This is a genomic window from Streptomyces sp. NPDC046335 (assembly GCF_055587985.1).
In genome coordinates this window covers 452,570-471,469 of sequence record NZ_JBVJFF010000007.1, presented here as the reverse complement: position 1 = coordinate 471,469, position 18,900 = coordinate 452,570, and the positions used below count along the sequence as shown (strand labels likewise).

Here is an 18,900-nt window from a genome sequence, read left to right as displayed (position 1 = left end):
CACTACCCTCCCGCATGCAGGTCCGTGCGCGGCGCCGTCCCCAGATGCACACCCACCCTCTTGACCAGCAACGTCATCTCGTACGCGACGAGGCCGACGTCGGAGTCGGCGTCCGCGAGGACGGCGAGACAGCTCCCGTCGCCCGCGGCCGTGACGAAGAGGAAGGCGTCGTCGAGCTCGACCACGGTCTGGCGGACCCTGCCCGCCTCGAAGTGCCTGCCCACGCCCTTGGCGAGGCTGTGGAACCCGGAGGCGACGGCGGCGAGATGCTCGCTGTCCTCTCTGGTCAGGTCCTTGGACACGCCGGTGGGCAGGCCGTCGCCGGAGAGCACGAGCGCCTTGCGGATGCTGGCGACGCGTTGCACCAAGTCGTCGAGGAGCCAGTTCAGCTCCCTGACCGCCCCGGTCCTGGCGATGCGTGCGTCGGCCTTCGGTGCGGTCATCGACCGTCCCCCTCAGATGTCGTTCCTGGTGCTGTGCCGTCGGTGGCGTCTTCGCCTGCGGCATTCTCGTCGCGGCCGCGCTGCCAGCCCCGCTGGAGCGAGGCCATGCGGCTGCGTACCTCCTCCGCGTCCCGTTCCTCCGGCCGGGTCTCGGCGCGGTCGGAGCGGCGGTCGGGGCCGTCCTTCAACTGCGGGGCGAGGTTTGCCTGCCGGACGCGGCGGGGCAGTCCGCCCGGGGCGGTCATGGGGGTGCTCCGGTCCTGGCCGGCGTCCGCGACGGGCACCGGGGCGGAGCGTGGCCTGCTCTCGGCCGGGGTACCGCGGCCCTGCGCGGGGCGGTCGGTGACGGCACCGCCCTGCGGACCGGTGCGGCGGGCGCGCCGGGGCAGGTCCGGTGCCGGGCCGCCCTCGGTGACGTCGCGGTGCGGCGGGGACAGGTCGGGCCAGGCGGAGTGCGGCCCGGACGCCCGCGGGGGCTCCGGGGTCTCGTCCGCCGCCGCGGGGGCCGGCGGGAAGCCGTCCGGGAACCGGCTGTCCTGCGACCGGCCCTCTTGCGGCCTGCCGTCTTGCGGCCTGCCGTCCCTGGACCGGTTGTCCTGGGGCCTGTTGTGCGTGACGGGACGGCCGTTGGACCTGACCAGCTTCGGGGTCCTGCGGCGCGGCAGCGGCACGAGGCCGCCGGTGTGGGCGTCCTCGTCGAGATCGTCGTCGCGGGTCTGCGCGGCGTCGGCGCGGGTGGGCTCGGCACGGCCGGGCTCCCGGACGTCGCGGGCCTGCTGGTGCTGCTCACCGGGCGTGCCGGCCACCCTGCGGCGCGGGCGGAAGAGGCCGCCGCGCTCACTGTCCTCGTCGCCGAGCGCCCCGGGGAAGGCGTCGAGGTCCGCCATTCCGACGGGTGCCTCCAGCTCCACGGGGCCGTCGAGCACGGAGGCGGGCAGTCCGGGCAGTTGTACGGGCACCTGGGCGAGGGCGGCCGCGCGGTCCGCGGCCTTGTCGGCGCTCGCCAGGGGCTCCTTGGCCTGGGGGCGGTCGAGCCGGAAGCCGACGCCGCCGGTGTCGGGGACGTCGTCGGTGAGCAGGGACTCGGGGATGAAGACGACGGCGGTCGTGCCGCCGTACGGCGAGGGCTGGAGGGAGACGCGGACCCGCTGGCGCTGGGCGAGCCGGCTGACCACGAAGAGGCCGAGCCGGTCGGTGTCGGACAGTTCGAACTCGGGGGTCTCGGCGAGCCGGAGGTTGGCGTCGAGCAGGGCGTCGGCGGTCATGCCGAGGCCCCGGTCGTGGATCTCCAGGGTGAAGCCGTTGGCGACGTGCTCGCCCAGGACCTGCACCGCGGTGTGCGGGGGCGAGAACACCGTGGCGTTCTCCAGGAGTTCGGCCATGAGGTGCGTGACGTCGGCGACGGCGGGTCCGGTGACCGCGATGCGGGGCAGCCTGCGGACCTCGATGCGCTCGTAGTCCTCGACCTCGGCGACGGCCGCGCGGACGACGTCCATGAGCTGGACGGGTTTGCGCCACTGCCGCGAGGGGGCGGCGCCGGAGAGGATGACCAGGCCCTCGGCGTGCCGGCGCATGCGGGTGGTCAGGTGGTCGAGGCGGAAGAGGTCGGCCAGTTCGTCGGTGTCCTCGGTCCTGCGCTCCATGGTGTCGAGGAGCGTGAGCTGCTTGTGCAGCAGGACCTGGCTGCGGCGGGCGAGGTTGACGAAGACCTCGGAGACGCCGCGCCGCAGGTCGGCCTGTTTGACGGTGGCCTCGACGGCGGCGCGCTGAAGGGTGTTGAGCGCCTGGCCGACCTGCCCGATCTCGTCCTTCTCGTACGTGAGCCGGGGCGCCTCGGTCTCGACGTCCACCTGTTCGCCCGCGGCCAGGCGGCGCAGCACGCCGGGCAGCCGGACGCCGGAGGCCTCGTGGGCCTCCAGGCGCAGGCGGCGCAGGTCGCGGATGAGGCTGCGGCCGATGCGTACGGAGACGATGAGCGACACCAGGAGCGCCAGCAGACCGAGCACGCCGGCCAGGACGAGGCGCACGACCACGTCGAAGGCGGCCGGTTCCACGCGGTCCTTGAAGCGGTCGCTGGCCGCGACGTCGCGCTCGGCGAGCTGCTTGAGCACCCGGCCCGCCGTCTCGTCCCAGTGGGCGGACGTCACCGTCTTCGGGGTGCCGGGCGTGGACGCGACGATGTCCTTCTCGGCCTTGCGCAGTTGCGTGGTCTCGGCGCCGTTCCAGTAGCGCTCGTAGCGGGCGCGTTCGTCCTGGGGAAGGGGCGCGAGATTCACCTCGTAGAGCAGCGTGCGCTGTGCCCTGAGCTCGGCGACCTGCTGGAGCTCGGACTTGGTGAGCCGCCGGGCGACGAGCGCCGAGCCGATCATCGCGTCCTCGCGGGAGAGCAGTTCACGCGCGCGTGAGACACCGACGAGCGCGCGGCCCTGCTGGTCGAAGCTCACGTCCTCAAGACCGGCGAAGCCGTTGAGGGTGGTGAGCAGCCCGAAGCAGGGGTCGATCAGCTTGGTGTACATCTTCAGGGCGCCGGCCCGGGAGATCGTGCCCTCCTCGACGGTGCGGCGCAGCGACTCGACGCCGTCGAAGGCGTCCACCAGCGCGGTGAGGCGGGTGTGCGAGTTGCCGTCGATGCTGTCGAGGACGCCGGAGTCCTTGCTGTTCTCGCGGACGTCGGCGATCACGTCGTCGGTCGCGGTCCGGCTGCGGCGCAGGGCCGCGAGGGCGTCGGAGGCGCGCGGGTCGGCGAGGTAGACCAGCGTCTGGCGGCGCTCCTGCTGGACCACGCGGATCGTGTCCTCGATCGGGTAACCGATCTTCTCCACGACGTTGGCGGTGTCGAGGAGCCTGCTCGCCTCGCGGCCGGTGATGACTGTTGCGAAACCCCAGATCGCTGTCAGGGAAACCAGCGGCACGAGCAGCAGTGCCACGATCTTCCGGCGGATGGACTTCCCGCGAAAGCGCATGGCCTCCCCCAGATCGGCCCCCTGCGACCATTGCATGGGCCAGGGGCACACATGTGCGTCAACAAACGGCGCGAGCCTACTACTGACTCACGAGCAACTCGAAGACGCATCCGAACACTTTTCGGCCGTGACGCGAAATGGGCGTCGCCAGTTGTCCCTTCATTCCGGACTATTGCGCCCCACCATGTGGTGCATGCCACCCGCGCCCATCCCCCGCGCCGGGCATGCCAGTTGGCCGATTTTCTTCGCTGTACGGAACAGACGGGGGAATCTTTCCGATCTCCCATTCGTCCTTCATGCAGAGGGCGGTCCGCCGGCAGGCGGTGTATAGCGCGGCAAACCGGGCAACCAGAGATGAGTTCAATCCATGGGGGCCTGCCCGGGGCCCGCAGTGCGTTGGTGAACGGCCGCGAAGCAGCGGGGGGAGTGACGAAATGATGGGCACGGCAGAGCGCCACAGGGCGTCGGAGGGCAGCGGGGCCACGAGGGCCGCGGAGGTCGGGGAGTCCACCCGGCGGGAGCGGGCGAGTGCGGCGCCACGTCCGCCGTTGTGGGTCGAGGAGCCCGCCCGCAGAAGGCGGCTGCCCGATCCCGTGCGGACGGCGGCCGTGCGGGCCGTGATCATAGTGGCGGTCACCCTGGTGCAGGCGATGGTCGCCGTCCTGGCGACGCTCGCCGGTTCCTGGCTCGCCTTCCCGATGGTGCTGAGCAGCGTGGCCAGCACGGTCGCGGCCACGTGGGGTGTCCTGGACGTATGGGTGACCCGCCAGGTGTGGAATCAGCGGCACGGCGTGGTGTCGATGCCGAGCAGTACGGCACGGCGGCTGCGGCGTGAGCGGCGCCGGGCCCGCAGGCAGGCCCGGATCGCGGCCCGCGGCAAGACCCGCATACGTATACGTGGGCGCGGTGGAGCGGGGCAGTTGTCGCACTCCTGAGCCGAGCCGTCGCACTCCTGAGCCGAATTGTCGCTGCCCTGAGCCGATCCGTCGCGACCCTGAGCCGCGGCGCCGCGGCGCGCCTCCCGGACCGGGTGAGCGGACCGACTCAGGTTCCCACGGGCTCCGCCGCGAAATCCGCGGCCGGGGCGGCGGCCGGGGCCGAGGCGGCCATGAGGTTCCTGCGCAGCTTCATGAACGGCCGGGCGCGGCCGACCCCGAGAGCCGCCACGGTGCGGCCCGCGCGTTCGTAGACGGCCAGGAAGCCCTCGTCCGGAGTCTCCAGGGAGCCTTCGACGAGGCGTACGGTGTCGCGCTCGCGCCGCCGCCCGGCGAACTGGATGCGGGTGCCGTACTGATCCGACCAGAAGTACGGCAGGGGGCGCGCCGTCTCGACCGTGCGTCCGGCGAGCAGGTTCCGTACGGCCACGCGGGGTTGCTCAGTGGCGCTCGTCCAGTGCTCGGCGCGTGTTCCGCCGGTGCGGGCGACATCGCCCACGGCCACGACGTGGGGCAGCGCGGTGACGCAGCCGTCGTCGCAGAGCACACCGTCGTCCAGGGAGAGAGGAGAGCCGGCGAGCCAGTCCGTGTTGGGTGCCGCCCCGATGCCGACGACGACCAGGTCCGCGGGGAGCACGCGATGGTCGGACAGTTCCACGGAGGTGATGTGGGCAGCGGCCGCGGGTCCCTGCGGAGCGCCCCGCAGCGCGGTCACGCCGACGCCCGTCAGGAGGCGCGCCCCGGCGTGCGCGTGGAGTTGGGCGCAGGCCAGCGCCTGTTCGGTGCCGAGCTGGGCGGCGAGCGGGGCCGGCGCGGCCTCGACGACAGTGACGTCATGCCCGAGCGCCACGCACGAGGACGCGGTCTCTGCCCCGATGAAGCCGCCGCCGATCACGACCACGCGGCGGGGGCCGGTGCCCGCGGTGAGCGCGGTCCGCAGGGCGCGGGCGTCGTCGAGGGTCCGCAGGGTGTGGACGCCATCGAGCGGGGGACCCGGGAGCCGGCGCGCCGACGCCCCGGTGGCGATGACCACGCCGTCGCTCGGCAGCGTCCGGCCGTCGTCGAGGACGACCGTGCGTCCGCGCGTGTCGAGGGCACGCGCGCGTACGCCGAGGAACCACTCGGCGGCCAGCTCCGCCGTTTCCTCGGCGTCGCTCAGGGCGAGTCGGCTCTCGTCCGTCCCGCCGGTGAGGAAGTCCTTGGAGAGCGGCGGCCGGTCGTAGGGCTGGTGCGGTTCGGCGCCGACGACGACCAGGCGCCCGTCGAAGCCCTGGGCGCGCAACTCCCGTGCGGCGTACAGGCCGGCGAGCGAGGCGCCGACCACGGTGACGGTGCGCATGCGGTCCCCGGCGGCTGCGCTCATGCGGCGGATCCCTCCTCGGCGGCGGCCAGGCTGACGAGGACCATGCCGTCCTCGACGTACACCTGGTGGGTGCGGACGGGCCTGCGGGCGGGCAGGCAGGTGGGGCGTCCGGTGCGAAGATCGAAAGTGGCCGCGTGGAGCGGGCATTCGATCAGGCAGCCCTCAAGCCACCCCTCGGACAGCGACGCGTCCTGGTGGCTGCACGTGTCGTCGACGGCGAAGAGTTCGCCGTCGGCGTTGAACACCGCGACGGGCGGTGTGGTGTCGAGGCGGACGGATTCGCCCGCGGGGAGGTCTTCGAGGCGGCATACGGGAATCATGGGCCCCCCTCTGGTGTCATTCGGCCCGGTCCCGACCCCTTCTGGGGTCAAGACCCTTCGGTAACATCATGTTTCACATGGCGCATGAGGGAGCGCTATACGCAACAGAATCCGGTCGGGGTGCCCGTCACGTCAAGGGCTCCCCGAAGACGCGGCTCAAGACAGCCGCCAGGTGGTGAGAGTCGAGATATGACCGGCACGCGGAAACAGGCTGATCACGGCAGTGAGCCGGACGGAGAGACACGGGAGAGGCAGCCGAGGGCGGCGGCCGGATCCGTCCAGTCCGTGGACCGCGCGGTGAGCGTCCTGGAGAGTCTGGCGCGCCACGGCGAGGCCGGAGTCACCGAGATCGCCGACGAGTTGGGGGTGCACAAGTCGACGGCCTTCCGCCTCCTCGGCGTCCTGGAGAACCGGGGCCTGGTGGGCCAGGCCAAGGACCGCGGCAAGTACTTCCTGGGCGCGGGCGTACTCCGCCTCGCGGGGGCGGCGGCGGTGCGCATGGACATCTCCCAGGAGGGAGCGCCGGTCTGCCGTGAACTCGCGGACGAGCTGGGCGAGACGGTCAACATCGCGGTCCTCGACGACGACGCGGCCGTCAACATCATGCAGGCCCGCGGCCCGGCCTCGGTGACCGCGCAGAACTGGCTCGGCCGGCGCACCCCGCTGCACGCCACGTCCAGCGGCAAGGTGCTGCTCGCGCACCTGCCCACGACGCTGCGCGAGGGCATGGTGGCGCGCACGCTGCCGCGCCTCACCGAGCAGACGGTGACCGGCACGGTGGCGCTCCGCGGCGAGCTGGAGACCGTCGTGGAGCGGGGCTTCGCCGTCGCCGTCGAGGAGCTCGAGGTCGGCCTCGCCGCCGTGGCAGCGCCGGTGCGCGCGCACGACGGCAAGGTCATCGGGGCGCTCAGCGCCTCGGGCCCGGTGTACCGGCTGACCGAGGAACGCCTGACAGAGGTCGCCAAGCGGACGGTGGCGGCGGCCGTGGAGCTGTCCCGGCGGATGGGGTACGGCTTCTGACGGCGGCCGCACGGGAAGGCATGCGCGGACGGGCGGGCGACCGGCCCCGAGCCGGCACAGGCCGCCGGGCGGACGGCCGGCCCGAGCCGGCATGAGCCGTCGGCGGAGAGCCGGCGCGGGTGGGCGGGGTCAGGGATTCCTGGCCCCGCCCACGCGCGTTCCCGCAGGGGAATCGGCCGGGTTCCACGGTTTTACGAACGCTTAACTCCACCCTCTTGACGCCTTCTTCATGGCGTTCCCACTATGTCTCTCATAGCGCAACCGATCGTGCAGTACGCAACAACGTCGTAGAGCAGCCGTACGTCCCCATGCCATCGAGCCATGCGCAACAGCAGAGGAGTCTGGCCGTGCCCCACGAGGTCCGTGCCGTCGTCGCCGTGAAAAGGGGCGCGCCCGTCGAGGTCCAGACGATCGTCGTGCCGGACCCCGGTCCGGGTGAGGTGCTCGTCTCCGTGCAGGCCTGCGGGGTCTGCCACACGGATCTGCACTACCGGGAGGGCGCCGTCAACGACGACTTCCCGTTCCTGCTCGGCCATGAGGCCGCGGGCACGGTCGAGGCGGTCGGCCCGGACGTCACCGGCCTCGCACCCGGCGACTACGTGGTCATCGCCTGGCGCGCCCCCTGCGGAGCGTGCCGTTCCTGTCTGCGCGGCCGCCCCTGGTACTGCTTCGACTCACGCAACGCCCGGCAGCCCATGACGCTCCTGGACGGCACCGCGCTGAGCCCCGCCCTGGGTATCGGGGCCTTCGCCGAGAAGACGCTGGTCGCGGCCGGGCAGGCCGTGAAGGTCGACCCGGCCGCGCGGCCCGAGGCGGTGGGCCTGATCGGCTGCGGCGTCATGGCGGGCTACGGCGCCGCGGTGCACACCGGTCAGGTGGGCCGCGGCGACACCGTCGCGGTCATCGGCTGCGGCGGCGTGGGCAACGCCGCGGTCGCCGGGGCGTCCCTGGCCGGGGCCCGCCGCGTCATCGCCGTCGACATCGACGAGGCCAAGCTGGACGGGGCGATGCGCTTCGGCGCCACGCACACCGTGAACTCACGGGGCACCGACCCGGTCGAGGCCGTCCGCGAGCTGACCGGCGGCCACGGGGTCGACGTCGCGATCGACGCGGTCGGCACCCCGTCCACGTACAAACAGGCCTTCTACATGCGCGACCACGCGGGCGTGCTCGTGCAGGTCGGGGTGCCCGATCCGGAGATGGTGGTCGAGCTGCCGCTGATCGATCTGTTCTCGCGCGGCGGCGCCATCAAGTCGTCCTGGTACGGGGACTCGCTGCCCACCCGGGACTTCCCGATCCTGGTCGACCAGTATCTGAGCCGCCGCCTCGACCTGGGCGGCTTCGTCTCCGAGACGATCGGACTCGACCAGGTGGAGGAGGCCTTCGCGAGGATGCGGCGGGGCGAGGTACTGCGGTCGGTGGTGGTCCTGTGAGCCCCGCGGTCGGTGGTGGTCCTGTGGACCCCGCCCGGAGCGAAGGGCCGCGCGTCGTCGTCATCGGCGCGGGCATCGTCGGCTGCTCCCTCGCCGACGAGCTGACCTCCCGCGGCTGGACCGACGTCACCGTACTCGAACAGGGGCCGCTGCCCGCGCCGGGCGGCTCCACCTCGCACGCGCCGGGTCTCGTCTTCCGTACGGGGCCCTCCCGGACGATGACCGAGTTCGCGAAGTACACCGTGGAGAAGTTCGGCTCCCTGGAGGTGGACGGGCTCCCCTGTTTCCATCCGGTCGGCGGCCTCGAACTGGCCACCACACCCGAGCGCTGGGCCGACCTGCACCGCAAGGCCGGTCTCGCCGCCTCCTGGGGCGTGCGCGCCGAACTCGTCGGCCCCGGGCGCTGCAAGGAGCTGTGGCCGCTGATCGACGAGGGCCAGGTGTACGGCGGACTCCACACGCCGGACGACGGCCTTGCCCGCGCGGTGCTCGCCTGCCGTGCGCAGATGGCACGGGCACGCACGCGTGGAGCACGTTTTCTGGACCGGCACACCGTGACCGGCATCGAGAGGGACGGCGACCGCGTCACCGCCGTCGTCACCGACCGCGGCACCTTCCCCGCGGACCACGTCGTCTCGGCGGCCGGTTTCTGGGGCCCGGTGATCGGGCGGATGGCCGGGGTGGACGTGCCCCTGCTTCCGCTCGCCCACCAGTACGCGAAGACGGCTCCCCTGCCGGAGCTCGCCGGGGTCGACGACCCGCGTACGGAGGCCTCGCGGCCCATCCTGCGGCACCAGGACCGCGACCTGTACTTCCGCGAGCACGTCGACCGCGTCGGCATCGGCTCGTACGCCCACCGCCCGCTGCCCGTCGACCCGTTCTCCGTCCCCGCCTTCGACGACGCCGAGTCGATGCCGTCCTCGTACCCCTTCACCTGGGACGACTTCGCGCCGAGCTGGGAGGACTGCCGCCGGCTGATCCCCTCCCTGCGGACGGCGGAGATCGCGGAGGGCTTCAACGGCGTCTTCTCGTTCACCCCGGACGGCATGCCCGTAATCGGCGAATCCCGTGCGCTGCGCGGCTTCTGGCTGGCCGAGGCCGTGTGGGTCACGCACTCAGCGGGCGTGGCCAGGGCCGTCGCCGAGTGGATGGTCGACGGCCGCCCCTCACTCGACCCGCACGAATGCGAGCTGACACGCTTCGAGGACGCCCAGCGCTCCCCCGCGTACGTGGCCGAGCGCGGCGCACAGCAGTTCGTCGAGGTCTATGACGTCATCCATCCGCTCCAGCCCCTGGACCGGCCGCGTCCCCTACGGGTCAGCCCCTTCCACGTCCGCCAGCGGGAGCTCGGCGCGGTCTTCCTGGAGGGCGGCGGCTGGGAGCGCCCGCACTGGTACGAGGCCAACGCCGCTCTCGCCGAGGACATCGAGGTGCCCGAGCGCGACGCCTGGGCGGCCAGGTACTGGTCCCCCGTCGCGGCGGCCGAGGCGCGCGCCACCCGCGAGGGGGTCGCCCTCTACGACATGACGCCCCTGCGCCGCCTGGAGGTCGCGGGGCCCGGCGCGCTCGCCTTCCTCCAGCGCATGACCAGCAACAACCTCGCCAAGCGGCCGGGCTCGGTCACGTACACCCTGCTGCTCGACGAGGCCGGCGGCATCCGTTCCGACCTGACCGTGGCGCGGCTCGGGCCCGACCGCTTCCAGGTGGGCGCCAACTCCCCCGCCGACCTGGACTGGCTGCTGCGGCACGCCCCCGCCGACGTACACCTCAGGGACATCACCTCGGGGACGTGCTGCGTCGGCGTCTGGGGTCCGCTGGCCCGCGCCCTCGTCCAGCCGCTGACCCGCGACGACTTCTCGCACGAGGCGTTCGGCTACTTCAGGGCCAAGGAGACGTACGTCGGGCACGTCCCGGTGACCGCGATGCGCCTGAGTTACGTCGGTGAACTGGGCTGGGAGCTGTACACCACCGCCGATCTGGGGCTCCACCTCTGGGACACGCTGTGGGAGGCGGGGCGCGCGCACGGCGTCGTCGCGGCCGGCCGCTCCGCCTTCAACAGCCTGCGCCTGGAGAAGGGGTACCGCGCCTGGGGCCACGACATGACCACCGAACACAACCCCTACGAGGCGGGTGTCGGCTTCGCCGTCCGCATGAACAAGGGCGACTTCGTGGGCCGCGCGGCGCTGGAGGCCATGGGCGCGCCGAGGCGCAGGCTCACCCCGCTGCTCCTGGACGATCCGGCCGCCGTCGTCCTGGGCAAGGAGCCGGTGTACGTCGACGGCGTCCCCTCCGGGTATGTCACCAGCGCCGCCTACGGCTACACGCTGGGCCGCTGCGTCGCGTACGCCTGGCTGCCGCCGCTGGAGGCCGGCGCGGGCGTCGGCATCGAGTACTTCGGCGAGAAGGTGCCCGCGACGGTCGCCGAGGAACCGCTGTTCGACCCGGAGATGACCCGCATCCGCCGCTAGGGCGTTTCCGACGTCCCCCGACCGACCACCTGCCTGGAGGCTTCCGGTGTCCCCCACCTACGACGTGATCGTGATCGGCCTCGGCGGCATGGGCAGCGCCGCGGCGCACCATCTGTCCGCGCGCGGTGTCCGCGTCCTCGGCCTGGAGAAGTTCGGCCCCGTCCACCAGCGCGGCTCCAGCCACGGCGGTTCGCGCATCACCCGGCAGTCCTACTTCGAGGACCCCGCCTACGTACCGCTGCTGCTGCGCTCCTACGAGCTGTACGACCGCCTCGAACAGGACACCGGCCGCGAGATCGCCACGCTCTGCGGCGGTGTGATGATCGGCCGCCCCGAGAGCCGCCCGGTCTCCGGATCGCTGCTCTCCGCCGAGCGGTGGGACCTGCCGCACGAACTCCTCGACGCGAAGGAGATCCGCCGCCGCTTCCCCACCCTCACGCCCCGCGACGACGAGGTGGCCCTGTACGAGGCGCGGGCCGGTCTCGTACGCCCCGAGAACACGGTCGCCGCGCACCTCCAACTCGCCACCCGGCAGGGCGCCGACCTGCACTTCGACGAGCCGATGACCCGGTGGGAGCCGTACCGGGACGGAGTGCGCGTGCACACCGCCGAGGACGTCTACACGGCCGGACAGCTCGTGATCTGCCCGGGTGCGTGGGCGCCGGGGCTGCTCACGGATCTGGGGGTTCCGTTCACGATCGAGCGGCAGGTCATGTACTGGTTCCAGCCGGACGGCGGGGTGGGGCCCTTCCTTCCGGAGAACCACCCGATCTACATCTGGGAGGACGCTCAGGGCGTCCAGGTGTACGGCTTCCCGTCCATCGACGGGCCCGGCCTCGGTGCGAAGGTGGCGTTCTTCCGCAAGGGCACGCCCTGCACGCCGGAGACCATCGAGCGGACGGTCCACGACCATGAGGTGGCCGCGATGGCCGACCAGGTGGGCCGGCTGATCCCGTCGCTGCCCGGCCGCTTCCTCAAGGCCGCGACCTGCATGTACTCCAACACCCCCGATGAGCACTTCGTCATCGCGCGCCATCCGGCGCACCCCGCTTCGGTGACCGTCGCGGCCGGTTTCTCGGGGCACGGCTTCAAGTTCGTGCCCGTGGTCGGCGAGATCGTCGCCGATCTGGCCCTGGACGGCACCACCGGCCACCCCATCGAGCTCTTCGACCCCAGCCGTCCGGCCGCCGCGCCCGCGTGAGGAGTACGAGAACCGTGACGACGACCCCCTTGCCGCCGAGCCTCATCGCCACCCTCCCCGGCCGCTACTACACCGATCCGGAGATCTTCCGGCAGGAGCAGGAACACGTCTTCGAGGCCCTGTGGTTCTGCGCGGCGCGCTGCGCCGACCTGGACGCGCCGGGCGCCTTCCGCACGGTACGGGTGGGCCGCGAGAGCGTGCTGCTCACCCGCTCCCGCACCGGGGAGCTGCGCGCGTTCCTCAACGTCTGCCGCCACCGGGGCGCCCGGCTGTGCACCGAGGAGTCCGGGCAGGTCCGCCGGTCCCTTCAGTGTCCGTACCACGCCTGGACGTACGACCTCGACGGCAAGCTGATCGCCGCGCCCAACCTGGTCAGGATGCCGGACGTGGACCGCTCCTCGTACGGCCTGGTCAAGGTGGCCCTGCGGGAGTGGCTGGGCTATGCCTGGGTCTGTCTCGCCGAGGAGCCGCCCTCGTTCGAGGAGACGGTCATCGGCTCGGCGGTCGAACGACTGGGCGACACGGCGTCCATCGAGCGCTACGGCGTCGAGCGGCTCGCGCTCGGCAAGCGCGTCACGTACGACGTGCGGGCCAACTGGAAGCTGATCGTCGAGAACTTCATGGAGTGCTACCACTGCGCGACCATCCACCCCGAACTGACGGACGTGCTCCCGGAGTTCGCGGAGGGGTTCGCCGCGCAGTACTACGTGGGGCACGGCGCCGCGTTCGCCGAGGAGGCCTGCGGTTTCACGGTCGACGGCAGCGCGGGCTTCGGCCGCCTGCCCGAGGTCGAGGACGACCAGGACCGCCGCTACTACGCGATCACCGTGAAGCCCACCGTGTTCATCAACCTCGTCCCCGACCACGTGATCCTGCACCGGATGTTCCCGCTGGCCGAGGACCGCACGACCGTCGAGTGCGACTGGCTGTACGCGCCCGACGTCGTCGCGTCCGGCGCCGACCTGTCGAAGTCCGTGGAGCTCTTCCACCGGGTCAACGCCCAGGACTTCGCGGCCTGCGAGCGCACCCAGCCCGCGATGGCGTCACGCGCCTACCGCGAGGGCGGGGTGCTCGTGCCGACCGAGCACCACATCGGCCTCTTCCACGAGTGGCTCACCGGGCGGCTCGCCGGCCGGTCGCAGCCGGGCGCTTGTACATCCGCGTCGCCGTGATCTCCCCGTGCACCGTCTCGCCGTCCGGGTCCTGCTGGGGCAGGCCCGGGCGCAGGTGCTCCTCGACGCTGATGTACTTCAGGCCCGCCCGCAGGTCCGCGTCGTTCCGCAACCTGATGACCAGCGGGAACTCCGCGAGCGCCGTCGTGTCGAACAGTCCGGTCGTGTAGAGGAGCTGCACCCCGAGCGCGTCGGAGACGGCCCGCTGGAGCTCCAGCAGATACGTGGCGTTGGCGCGGCCGATGGGGTTGTCCAGGAAGAGCGTGCCGGCGTGCCGGTGCTTGTCGCGGCCCCGGTCGTTGCTGCGCAGCGCCGCCATTGTGCAGTAGAGGGCGATGGCGGCGGTGAGCAGCTGGCCGCCGGAGAACACGTCGCCCATCTGTCCGACCGGCACGCGCTCGGCGCGCAGCACGGCGTCCGGCTTGAGGATCTCGACGGCGACGCCGCGCGGTTCGAGGGCGGCCTGCACACCGCGGAGCAGGAGGGACATGCCGTCGCGCCGCATGTCGGAGTTCTTCTTCACCGCCGCGCGTGTGGCCTCGTCGATGACCTCGCCGAGCCGCTCGACGAGCGTGGCCTGGTCGGGCTCCTCGAAGCGGACCCGCAGGAACTCCTGGCCCGACCACTCCCCGAGCCCCTCGGGCAGCTGGGACAGGCGCTGGGCGGACCGCAGCGTGGCGAGGGCCGACTCGACGAGGCCGCGCAGGCGGTCGACGATGCTGTCGCGGTTGCGCTCCAGCTGCTCCAGCTCGTCGGTGAGGACGCGCAGCCGGGGCGCGAACGCGTCCGCCCACTTCTTGGCGTGCTCGGGCAGCGCGGATGCGGGCAGCTCCCGGATCTGCTGCCGGGCGGGGGTGCGGACCTGCTCGTACCGCGTCGCGTTGGCATGCCGTACGAGGATGTCGCTCGCCTCGCGGACGGCGGACTCGGCGGTGGACAGGTCGGCGGCGCAGCCGCGCAGTGAGCGGCGTGCCTCGGCGGCGGCCTGGCGGGCCTCCTCCAGGGTGCCGGGGTAGGCCTCGGGCTCCTCCTCGGGGTCCTCGTGGTGCTCGCGCAGCAGGTCGCGCAGGAGGGCGGCGGTCTCGTCGAAGCCGCCCGTGGCGTCCTCGGTGGCGCGGTGGGTGCGCAGCAGCGCGGCGTGGGCGTCCTTGGCTGTGGTCAACGCCTCGGTGTGCGCGGCCAGTTCACCCGCGGCGGCGCGAAGGAGCGTCTGGGCCTGCTCGGCGTCGGCGGGGACGAGGTCCTCGGGGAGCTCGGTGTGCGCCTCGCCGTCCTCGGGGGCGTGCCGCTCGGCCTCGCCGCGCAGCCGGCCGAGCTGCTCGCTCGCGGTGGCGGCGCGTGCCTCGATGAGCTGGACCTGGGCCTCCGCGCGCGCGGCGGCGGCCTGCCGGGACGGGCCGTCGGAGCCGTCGGTGCCTTCGAGGAGCAGGGCCGCGCGGGTGCGGACCTTGTTGCTGAGCCGGTTCAGCTCGGCGAGGGCGGCGCTCTCGTCGCTCTCCGCGCGGGCCTGCTCGGCACGGAGGTCGGCGCCGACGCCCACCTTCTCGTAGAGCTGCGAGGCCGCGCGGTAGGCCTCGCGGAGCGCGGGCAGCGACGTCTTCGGGGCCTCGGGGTCGGCCGGGACGTCCTCCGGGGCGCCGGCGATCTCGGCGCGCTCGGCGCGCAGGGCGCGGGCGGTGCGGCGGGCGTCGTCGGCGGCGCGCTGGGCGGCGCGCCGGTCCTCGTCGGCGGCGCGGGCGCGGTCCAGGCAGGTCTGGGCGCGGGCCTCCGACTCGGCGGCGTCGTCGGCCAGTTCGCGCAGCTTGGCCTGCCAGCCGGCCCGCTCGCGGAGGCGGAACGCGAGGCCCGCCAGGGCGTCGGCGGCGCGTCGGGCGCGCTGGGCGGCCTCCTGCCGCTCGTCACGCACGCGTGCCGCCTCTCCGGCGGCCTCGTCGGCCTCGGCGCGTGCGGTGCGGGCCTCGGTCAGCTCGGCCTCGGCCTCCTCGGCGAAGGCGCGCGCCTCTTCGGCGGCGGTGGCGAGCTCCACGAGGCGTCCGCTCGGGCAGCCGCCGCGCCAGGAGGCGAGGCGGGCGGCCAGCTCGCGGTCCTTGCCGAGCCGCACGGCCAGCGCCCGGATCTCCTCGTCGCGCCGGGCGGCCCGCGCACGCAGGGCGTGGCGCTCCTCGTCGGCTGCGTGCTCGTCGTGCATGGCCGGGTTCGGCGGTACGAGGAAGACGCCGCTGTCCGCGGCCTGTTCGCCCGGGGTCGGGGCGAGGAGGGCCGCGGCGGTGCCGACGGCGACGGCGGAGCGGGGCAGCAGCGCGGCGTCGGCGAGGGCCTCGCGGGCGCGGGCGTGCGTGGCGGGGTCGGTGATGACCACGCCGTCGACGAGCTCGGGCCGCGCGGCGAGCACGCGCGCGTGGTCGGCGGGGTCGACGGCCTGCGCGAGGTAGCGCCAGCCGGGCAGGGCGGGGATGCCGTGCTCGCCGAGGAATTCGACGGTGGCGAGGACGTCGGGTCCCGGCGGGAGCAGTCCGCCGTCGCCGAGGGCGCCGAGGATGCGGGAGTCGTCGGCCGCCGCGGTGCGCAGGTCGAAGAGCTGCCGCTCGGCGGAGGCGACGCCCTCGTCGAGGAGCGCGCGCAGGTCGTCGGCGCAGCGGTCGAGCTCCGCCACGGTGAGGGTGTCCCCGCGCGGGACATCGGTCCCTCGGCGGGGTGCGGGCACGCCGCCGCCCCCCTGCTTCGCGGGCAGGCTGAGCAGTTCGGCGAGCCGCTCGTCCCCGGCGATGGACTCGGCGGCCCGGCGCTCGGCGTCGTGGGCGGCCTCGGCGGCGGTCGCGGCATCAGAGGCGCGGGCGGCCGTCAGCTCGGCCTTCGCTTCGACGGCGGCGGCCTCCTTGGCCTGGTCGGCGGCCCGGCGGGCGGCCTCACGCGCGGTGTCCCAGGCGGCGACCGCGGTCTTCTCGGCGTCGCTCGCGGCCAGGGCGGCGCGGGCCGGGTCGGCGTCGGGGGCGGTGTCGTCGAGCCAGCCCGCGCGGACGGCCTCGGCGGTCTCCTGCTCGACCTCGGTGAGGCGCTGGCGCAGGTGTCCCGCCTCGCTGCGGGCCCGCTGGGCCTCGGTGGCGGCGACGGTGGCGTCGCGGTGCGCGGTCTCGCCGGTCTCCTGGAGGGCGGCGGAGCGCTCCTCCTCTTCGTTGGCGAGGTTCTCGGCGCCTTCGGCCGCGGTGTGCAGGACCCGTACGAGATCGGACGCGGCCTGCGCGCGAGCGGCGAGCGCGGGCGCCGCGTCGCGCTCGGCCTCGCGGATCGCGGCGGCCACGCGCGCGGAGCGGTCGGCCGCGGCGCGGTGCCTGAGGACTGCTTCGGCTGCCTGCCAGGCGGAGTGCAGCGTACGGGCGTCGGCGAGCTCGCGGCGCTGGGCCGCGGCGGCCTTCTCCGCGGCGGTGAGCGCCAGCGAGGCGTGGCGGTAGGCCAGTTCGGCGGAGATGAGGGCGCTCTTGCCGCGGGCGCGCTCGGCCTCGGTGACGGTGTGGGCGGCGGCCGTGACCTGCTCGGCGAGCGTGGCCGCGCGGCCGCGCTCCTCGACGGCGCGGGCGGCGATCCTGCGGGCCAGGGTGCGGGTCCTGCGCTCGGCGCCCGCGTGTACGTCACGCGCGCGTGAGCGCGTCCCGGTGGCCTCCACGATGCGTCCGAGCAGATCCACGGAGCCCGCGGTGAAGTCCCTTTCGGCCATCAGCTCGGCGCGGCGGCCCAGTTTGTTGCCGAAGCCGTGGACGAGGTCGGCGAGGCCGTCGGTGTCCCGGGTGTCGGTGACGGCGCGCAGCAGCAGGTCGGTGAAGTCGGAGTCCTTCTTGACGGCGAAGAGGCCCGCGGCCTCGCCCTCGTCGGCGTTCATCTCGCGCTGGTAGCGGAAGAGTTCGGGGTCGAGGCCGAGGTCGCCGAGGTGTTCGTTCCAGCGGTCGTGGATCTCCTCCCAGTGCACTTCGAGGTGGGGGTAGACCTTGACCGCCTCGGTCAGCGCGTCGCGGAAGCCCTTCATGGTGCGCCGGCGTCCCCGTGCGCCCGAGGCGCCCTCGGCGGCGGGCCGGACCGCGGTGGACTCGGCGACCGGCAGGGAGTCCAGGCTCATGCCGGGTCCCGGCCGGAAGGAGTACCAGGCCTCGGCGAACTTCCGCGGGTCGTTGGAGACCTGCCGCCCGCGCCACTCGCTGACCTTGCCGACGACCACGCACTCGCCGGTCAGGGTGTGCTGCCACTCCAGGGCGACGTGCCCGCAGTCGTCGGCGAGGAGGAACTTGCGCAGCACTCCGGAGCTGGCGCCGCCGAGCGTGTTGCGGTGGCCCGGCAGCATCACCGAGAAGATCAGCTTGAGCAGGACGGACTTGCCGCCGCCGTTCTCCAGGAAGAGGACGCCGGCGGGGGCCGGGCGGCGCGGCGGACCGACGGGCTCGTCCTCGAAGAACTCCGCCTGCGTGGGTGCGGGGTCGGGCACCTCGGCGCCCACGCCGCGCAGGTCGAGCACGGTGTCGGCGTAGCGCGCACCGGCCGGACCGATGGAGTAGAGGCGGATCCGGGACAGCTCGTACATGGCGGCGGACTCTCGTCGTAAGTCGTGGGGAACGGCGGGGAGGTGAGGTGAACCGGCGCGTCGGGCCGGGCCTCGGGGCGGGGTCGCTCAGGAGTGGAAGGGCAGTCCCGCGTCCGCGGCCAGCTCCAGGTCGTCGGTGTCTTCGGGCGGCAGCAGCGTCGCCGAGCCGTCGGTGACGGGGACGACGCCCAGTTCGAGCAGTTCGGCCATGGCGGCGCTGCCCGCCATGTCGCGCACCTGGAGCTGATAGCGGGCCGTGGTGCGGTACGTCCCTCCGGAGTCGTCGCCCGTGCGCTGGAGGAACCCGGAGTCGGTGAGGAAGGCGACGGCCTTGGCGATGATGCCGGTGGTCGAACCGGCGAGGCGGCGGGCGTCCTTGGTGGCGCCGGTCGAGCTGCGCCGTGCCCAGATCCGCCAGGCGGCCTCCAGGCCGGGGGCGTCGGTGGCCGGGTCGGTGTTCTCGCCCTGCTCCTCGGCGCGCTCCTCCAGGCGGCGGCAGGCCTGGCGGACGAACGCGTCGACGCCGTTGACCGTGACCCGGCCGATGTACCCGTCGTCGGCGAGGTCCTCGGGGCGCGGGAAGGCCATGGCGGCGACGGCGAGGTGCGCGAGGCCGTGCAGGAACCGGTCGGTGGAGTCGGTCGCGGCGCGGCGGGCGTAGTCACCCATGCGGACGGCGAAGACGGAGTCCTCGGCGGCGGTGACGACCATGCCCGCGCGCGGGGACACCTCCAGGACGACGAGTCCGAGCCCGGCGGCCACGGCGTCGGCGAGGCGCGCGAAGGGCGGGTCCTCGCGGTAGCGGCGCAGGAGCTCGCCGTACTCCTGGTCGCGGGCGGGCTGGAGCTTGGGCTGGAGGCCGAAGGCGACGAGCCGCGCGGCGTCGGCGGCGTCCCCCGGGGTGACGGGCGCGGGGGCGGCGGGGGCCGCCGCGGTGTCCGGCTCGCCCCACGCGGCGTGCTCTGCGGGGTGGTCGGTCACGGCGTGTGCTCCTTGCTGGGGCTGTACGGGAAGG

12 protein-coding genes are annotated in these 18,900 nt (G+C 73.6%); 6 read left to right on the top strand and 6 right to left on the bottom strand.

Features of this window, described 5'->3' with window-relative positions; genetic code table 11:
- Positions 1-2: 2 nt before the first annotated feature.
- A complete protein-coding gene (locus tag ACZ6JY_RS20110; RefSeq protein ID WP_447036184.1) occupies positions 3-443 on the bottom strand; it encodes a roadblock/LC7 domain-containing protein in 441 nt (146 codons plus the stop codon).
- Positions 440-3,406, bottom strand: a complete 2,967-nt coding sequence (locus ACZ6JY_RS20105; RefSeq protein WP_469197317.1) for a sensor histidine kinase — start codon at positions 3,404-3,406, stop codon at positions 440-442. The genes ACZ6JY_RS20110 and ACZ6JY_RS20105 overlap by 4 nt, the downstream gene beginning before the upstream one ends.
- A gap of 437 nt (positions 3,407-3,843) precedes the next feature.
- Here ACZ6JY_RS20105 and ACZ6JY_RS20100 point away from each other — a divergent pair, with 437 nt between their 5' ends.
- Positions 3,844-4,341, top strand: coding sequence for a hypothetical protein (locus ACZ6JY_RS20100; RefSeq protein WP_469197363.1), 498 nt, complete (start codon positions 3,844-3,846; stop codon positions 4,339-4,341).
- Between the two features lie 109 nt (positions 4,342-4,450).
- Here ACZ6JY_RS20100 and ACZ6JY_RS20095 read toward each other — a convergent pair whose 3' ends face one another.
- Positions 4,451-5,680 carry an NAD(P)/FAD-dependent oxidoreductase gene (locus ACZ6JY_RS20095; RefSeq protein ID WP_469197362.1) on the bottom strand — a complete coding sequence of 410 codons (1,230 nt, stop codon included), beginning with the start codon at positions 5,678-5,680 and terminating at the stop codon, positions 4,451-4,453.
- 20 nt (positions 5,681-5,700) lie between these two features.
- The gene (locus tag ACZ6JY_RS20090; RefSeq protein ID WP_469197316.1) at positions 5,701-6,024 is read right to left on the bottom strand and encodes a bifunctional 3-phenylpropionate/cinnamic acid dioxygenase ferredoxin subunit; all 324 of its coding nucleotides are present in this window, start codon (positions 6,022-6,024) and stop codon (positions 5,701-5,703) included.
- 189 nt (positions 6,025-6,213) lie between these two features.
- On the opposite strand from ACZ6JY_RS20090, the gene ACZ6JY_RS20085 reads away from it, so the two are divergent.
- From ACZ6JY_RS20085 to ACZ6JY_RS20065, 5 genes are all read left to right on the top strand, one after another.
- Positions 6,214-7,044 (top strand): IclR family transcriptional regulator, encoded by an 831-nt coding sequence (locus ACZ6JY_RS20085; RefSeq protein WP_469197315.1) that lies wholly within the window; start codon positions 6,214-6,216, stop codon positions 7,042-7,044.
- A gap of 347 nt (positions 7,045-7,391) precedes the next feature.
- Positions 7,392-8,477: an S-(hydroxymethyl)mycothiol dehydrogenase gene (locus ACZ6JY_RS20080; RefSeq protein ID WP_469197314.1), complete on the top strand. Its 1,086-nt coding sequence runs from the start codon at positions 7,392-7,394 to the stop codon at positions 8,475-8,477.
- Positions 8,474-10,945, top strand: a complete 2,472-nt coding sequence (locus ACZ6JY_RS20075) for a GcvT family protein (RefSeq protein ID WP_469197313.1) — start codon at positions 8,474-8,476, stop codon at positions 10,943-10,945. Before ACZ6JY_RS20080 ends, ACZ6JY_RS20075 begins: the two co-directional genes overlap by 4 nt.
- Before the next feature lie 46 nt (positions 10,946-10,991).
- Complete coding sequence (gene solA / locus ACZ6JY_RS20070) at positions 10,992-12,146, top strand: N-methyl-L-tryptophan oxidase (protein WP_469197312.1); 1,155 nt, start codon at positions 10,992-10,994, stop codon at positions 12,144-12,146.
- A 14-nt stretch (positions 12,147-12,160) separates the two neighbouring features.
- Positions 12,161-13,318 (top strand): aromatic ring-hydroxylating oxygenase subunit alpha, encoded by a 1,158-nt coding sequence (locus ACZ6JY_RS20065; protein WP_469197311.1) that lies wholly within the window; start codon positions 12,161-12,163, stop codon positions 13,316-13,318.
- On the opposite strand, the gene ACZ6JY_RS20060 is transcribed toward ACZ6JY_RS20065, so the two are convergent.
- Positions 13,260-17,885: a coiled-coil domain-containing protein gene (locus ACZ6JY_RS20060; RefSeq protein ID WP_469197310.1), complete on the bottom strand. Its 4,626-nt coding sequence runs from the start codon at positions 17,883-17,885 to the stop codon at positions 13,260-13,262. The two genes, ACZ6JY_RS20065 and ACZ6JY_RS20060, sit on opposite strands and share 59 nt — an antisense overlap.
- A gap of 87 nt (positions 17,886-17,972) precedes the next feature.
- Entirely contained in the window at positions 17,973-18,866 is an 894-nt protein-coding gene (locus ACZ6JY_RS20055) for a hypothetical protein (RefSeq protein WP_469197309.1), read from the bottom strand.
- Positions 18,867-18,900 lie beyond the last annotated feature (34 nt).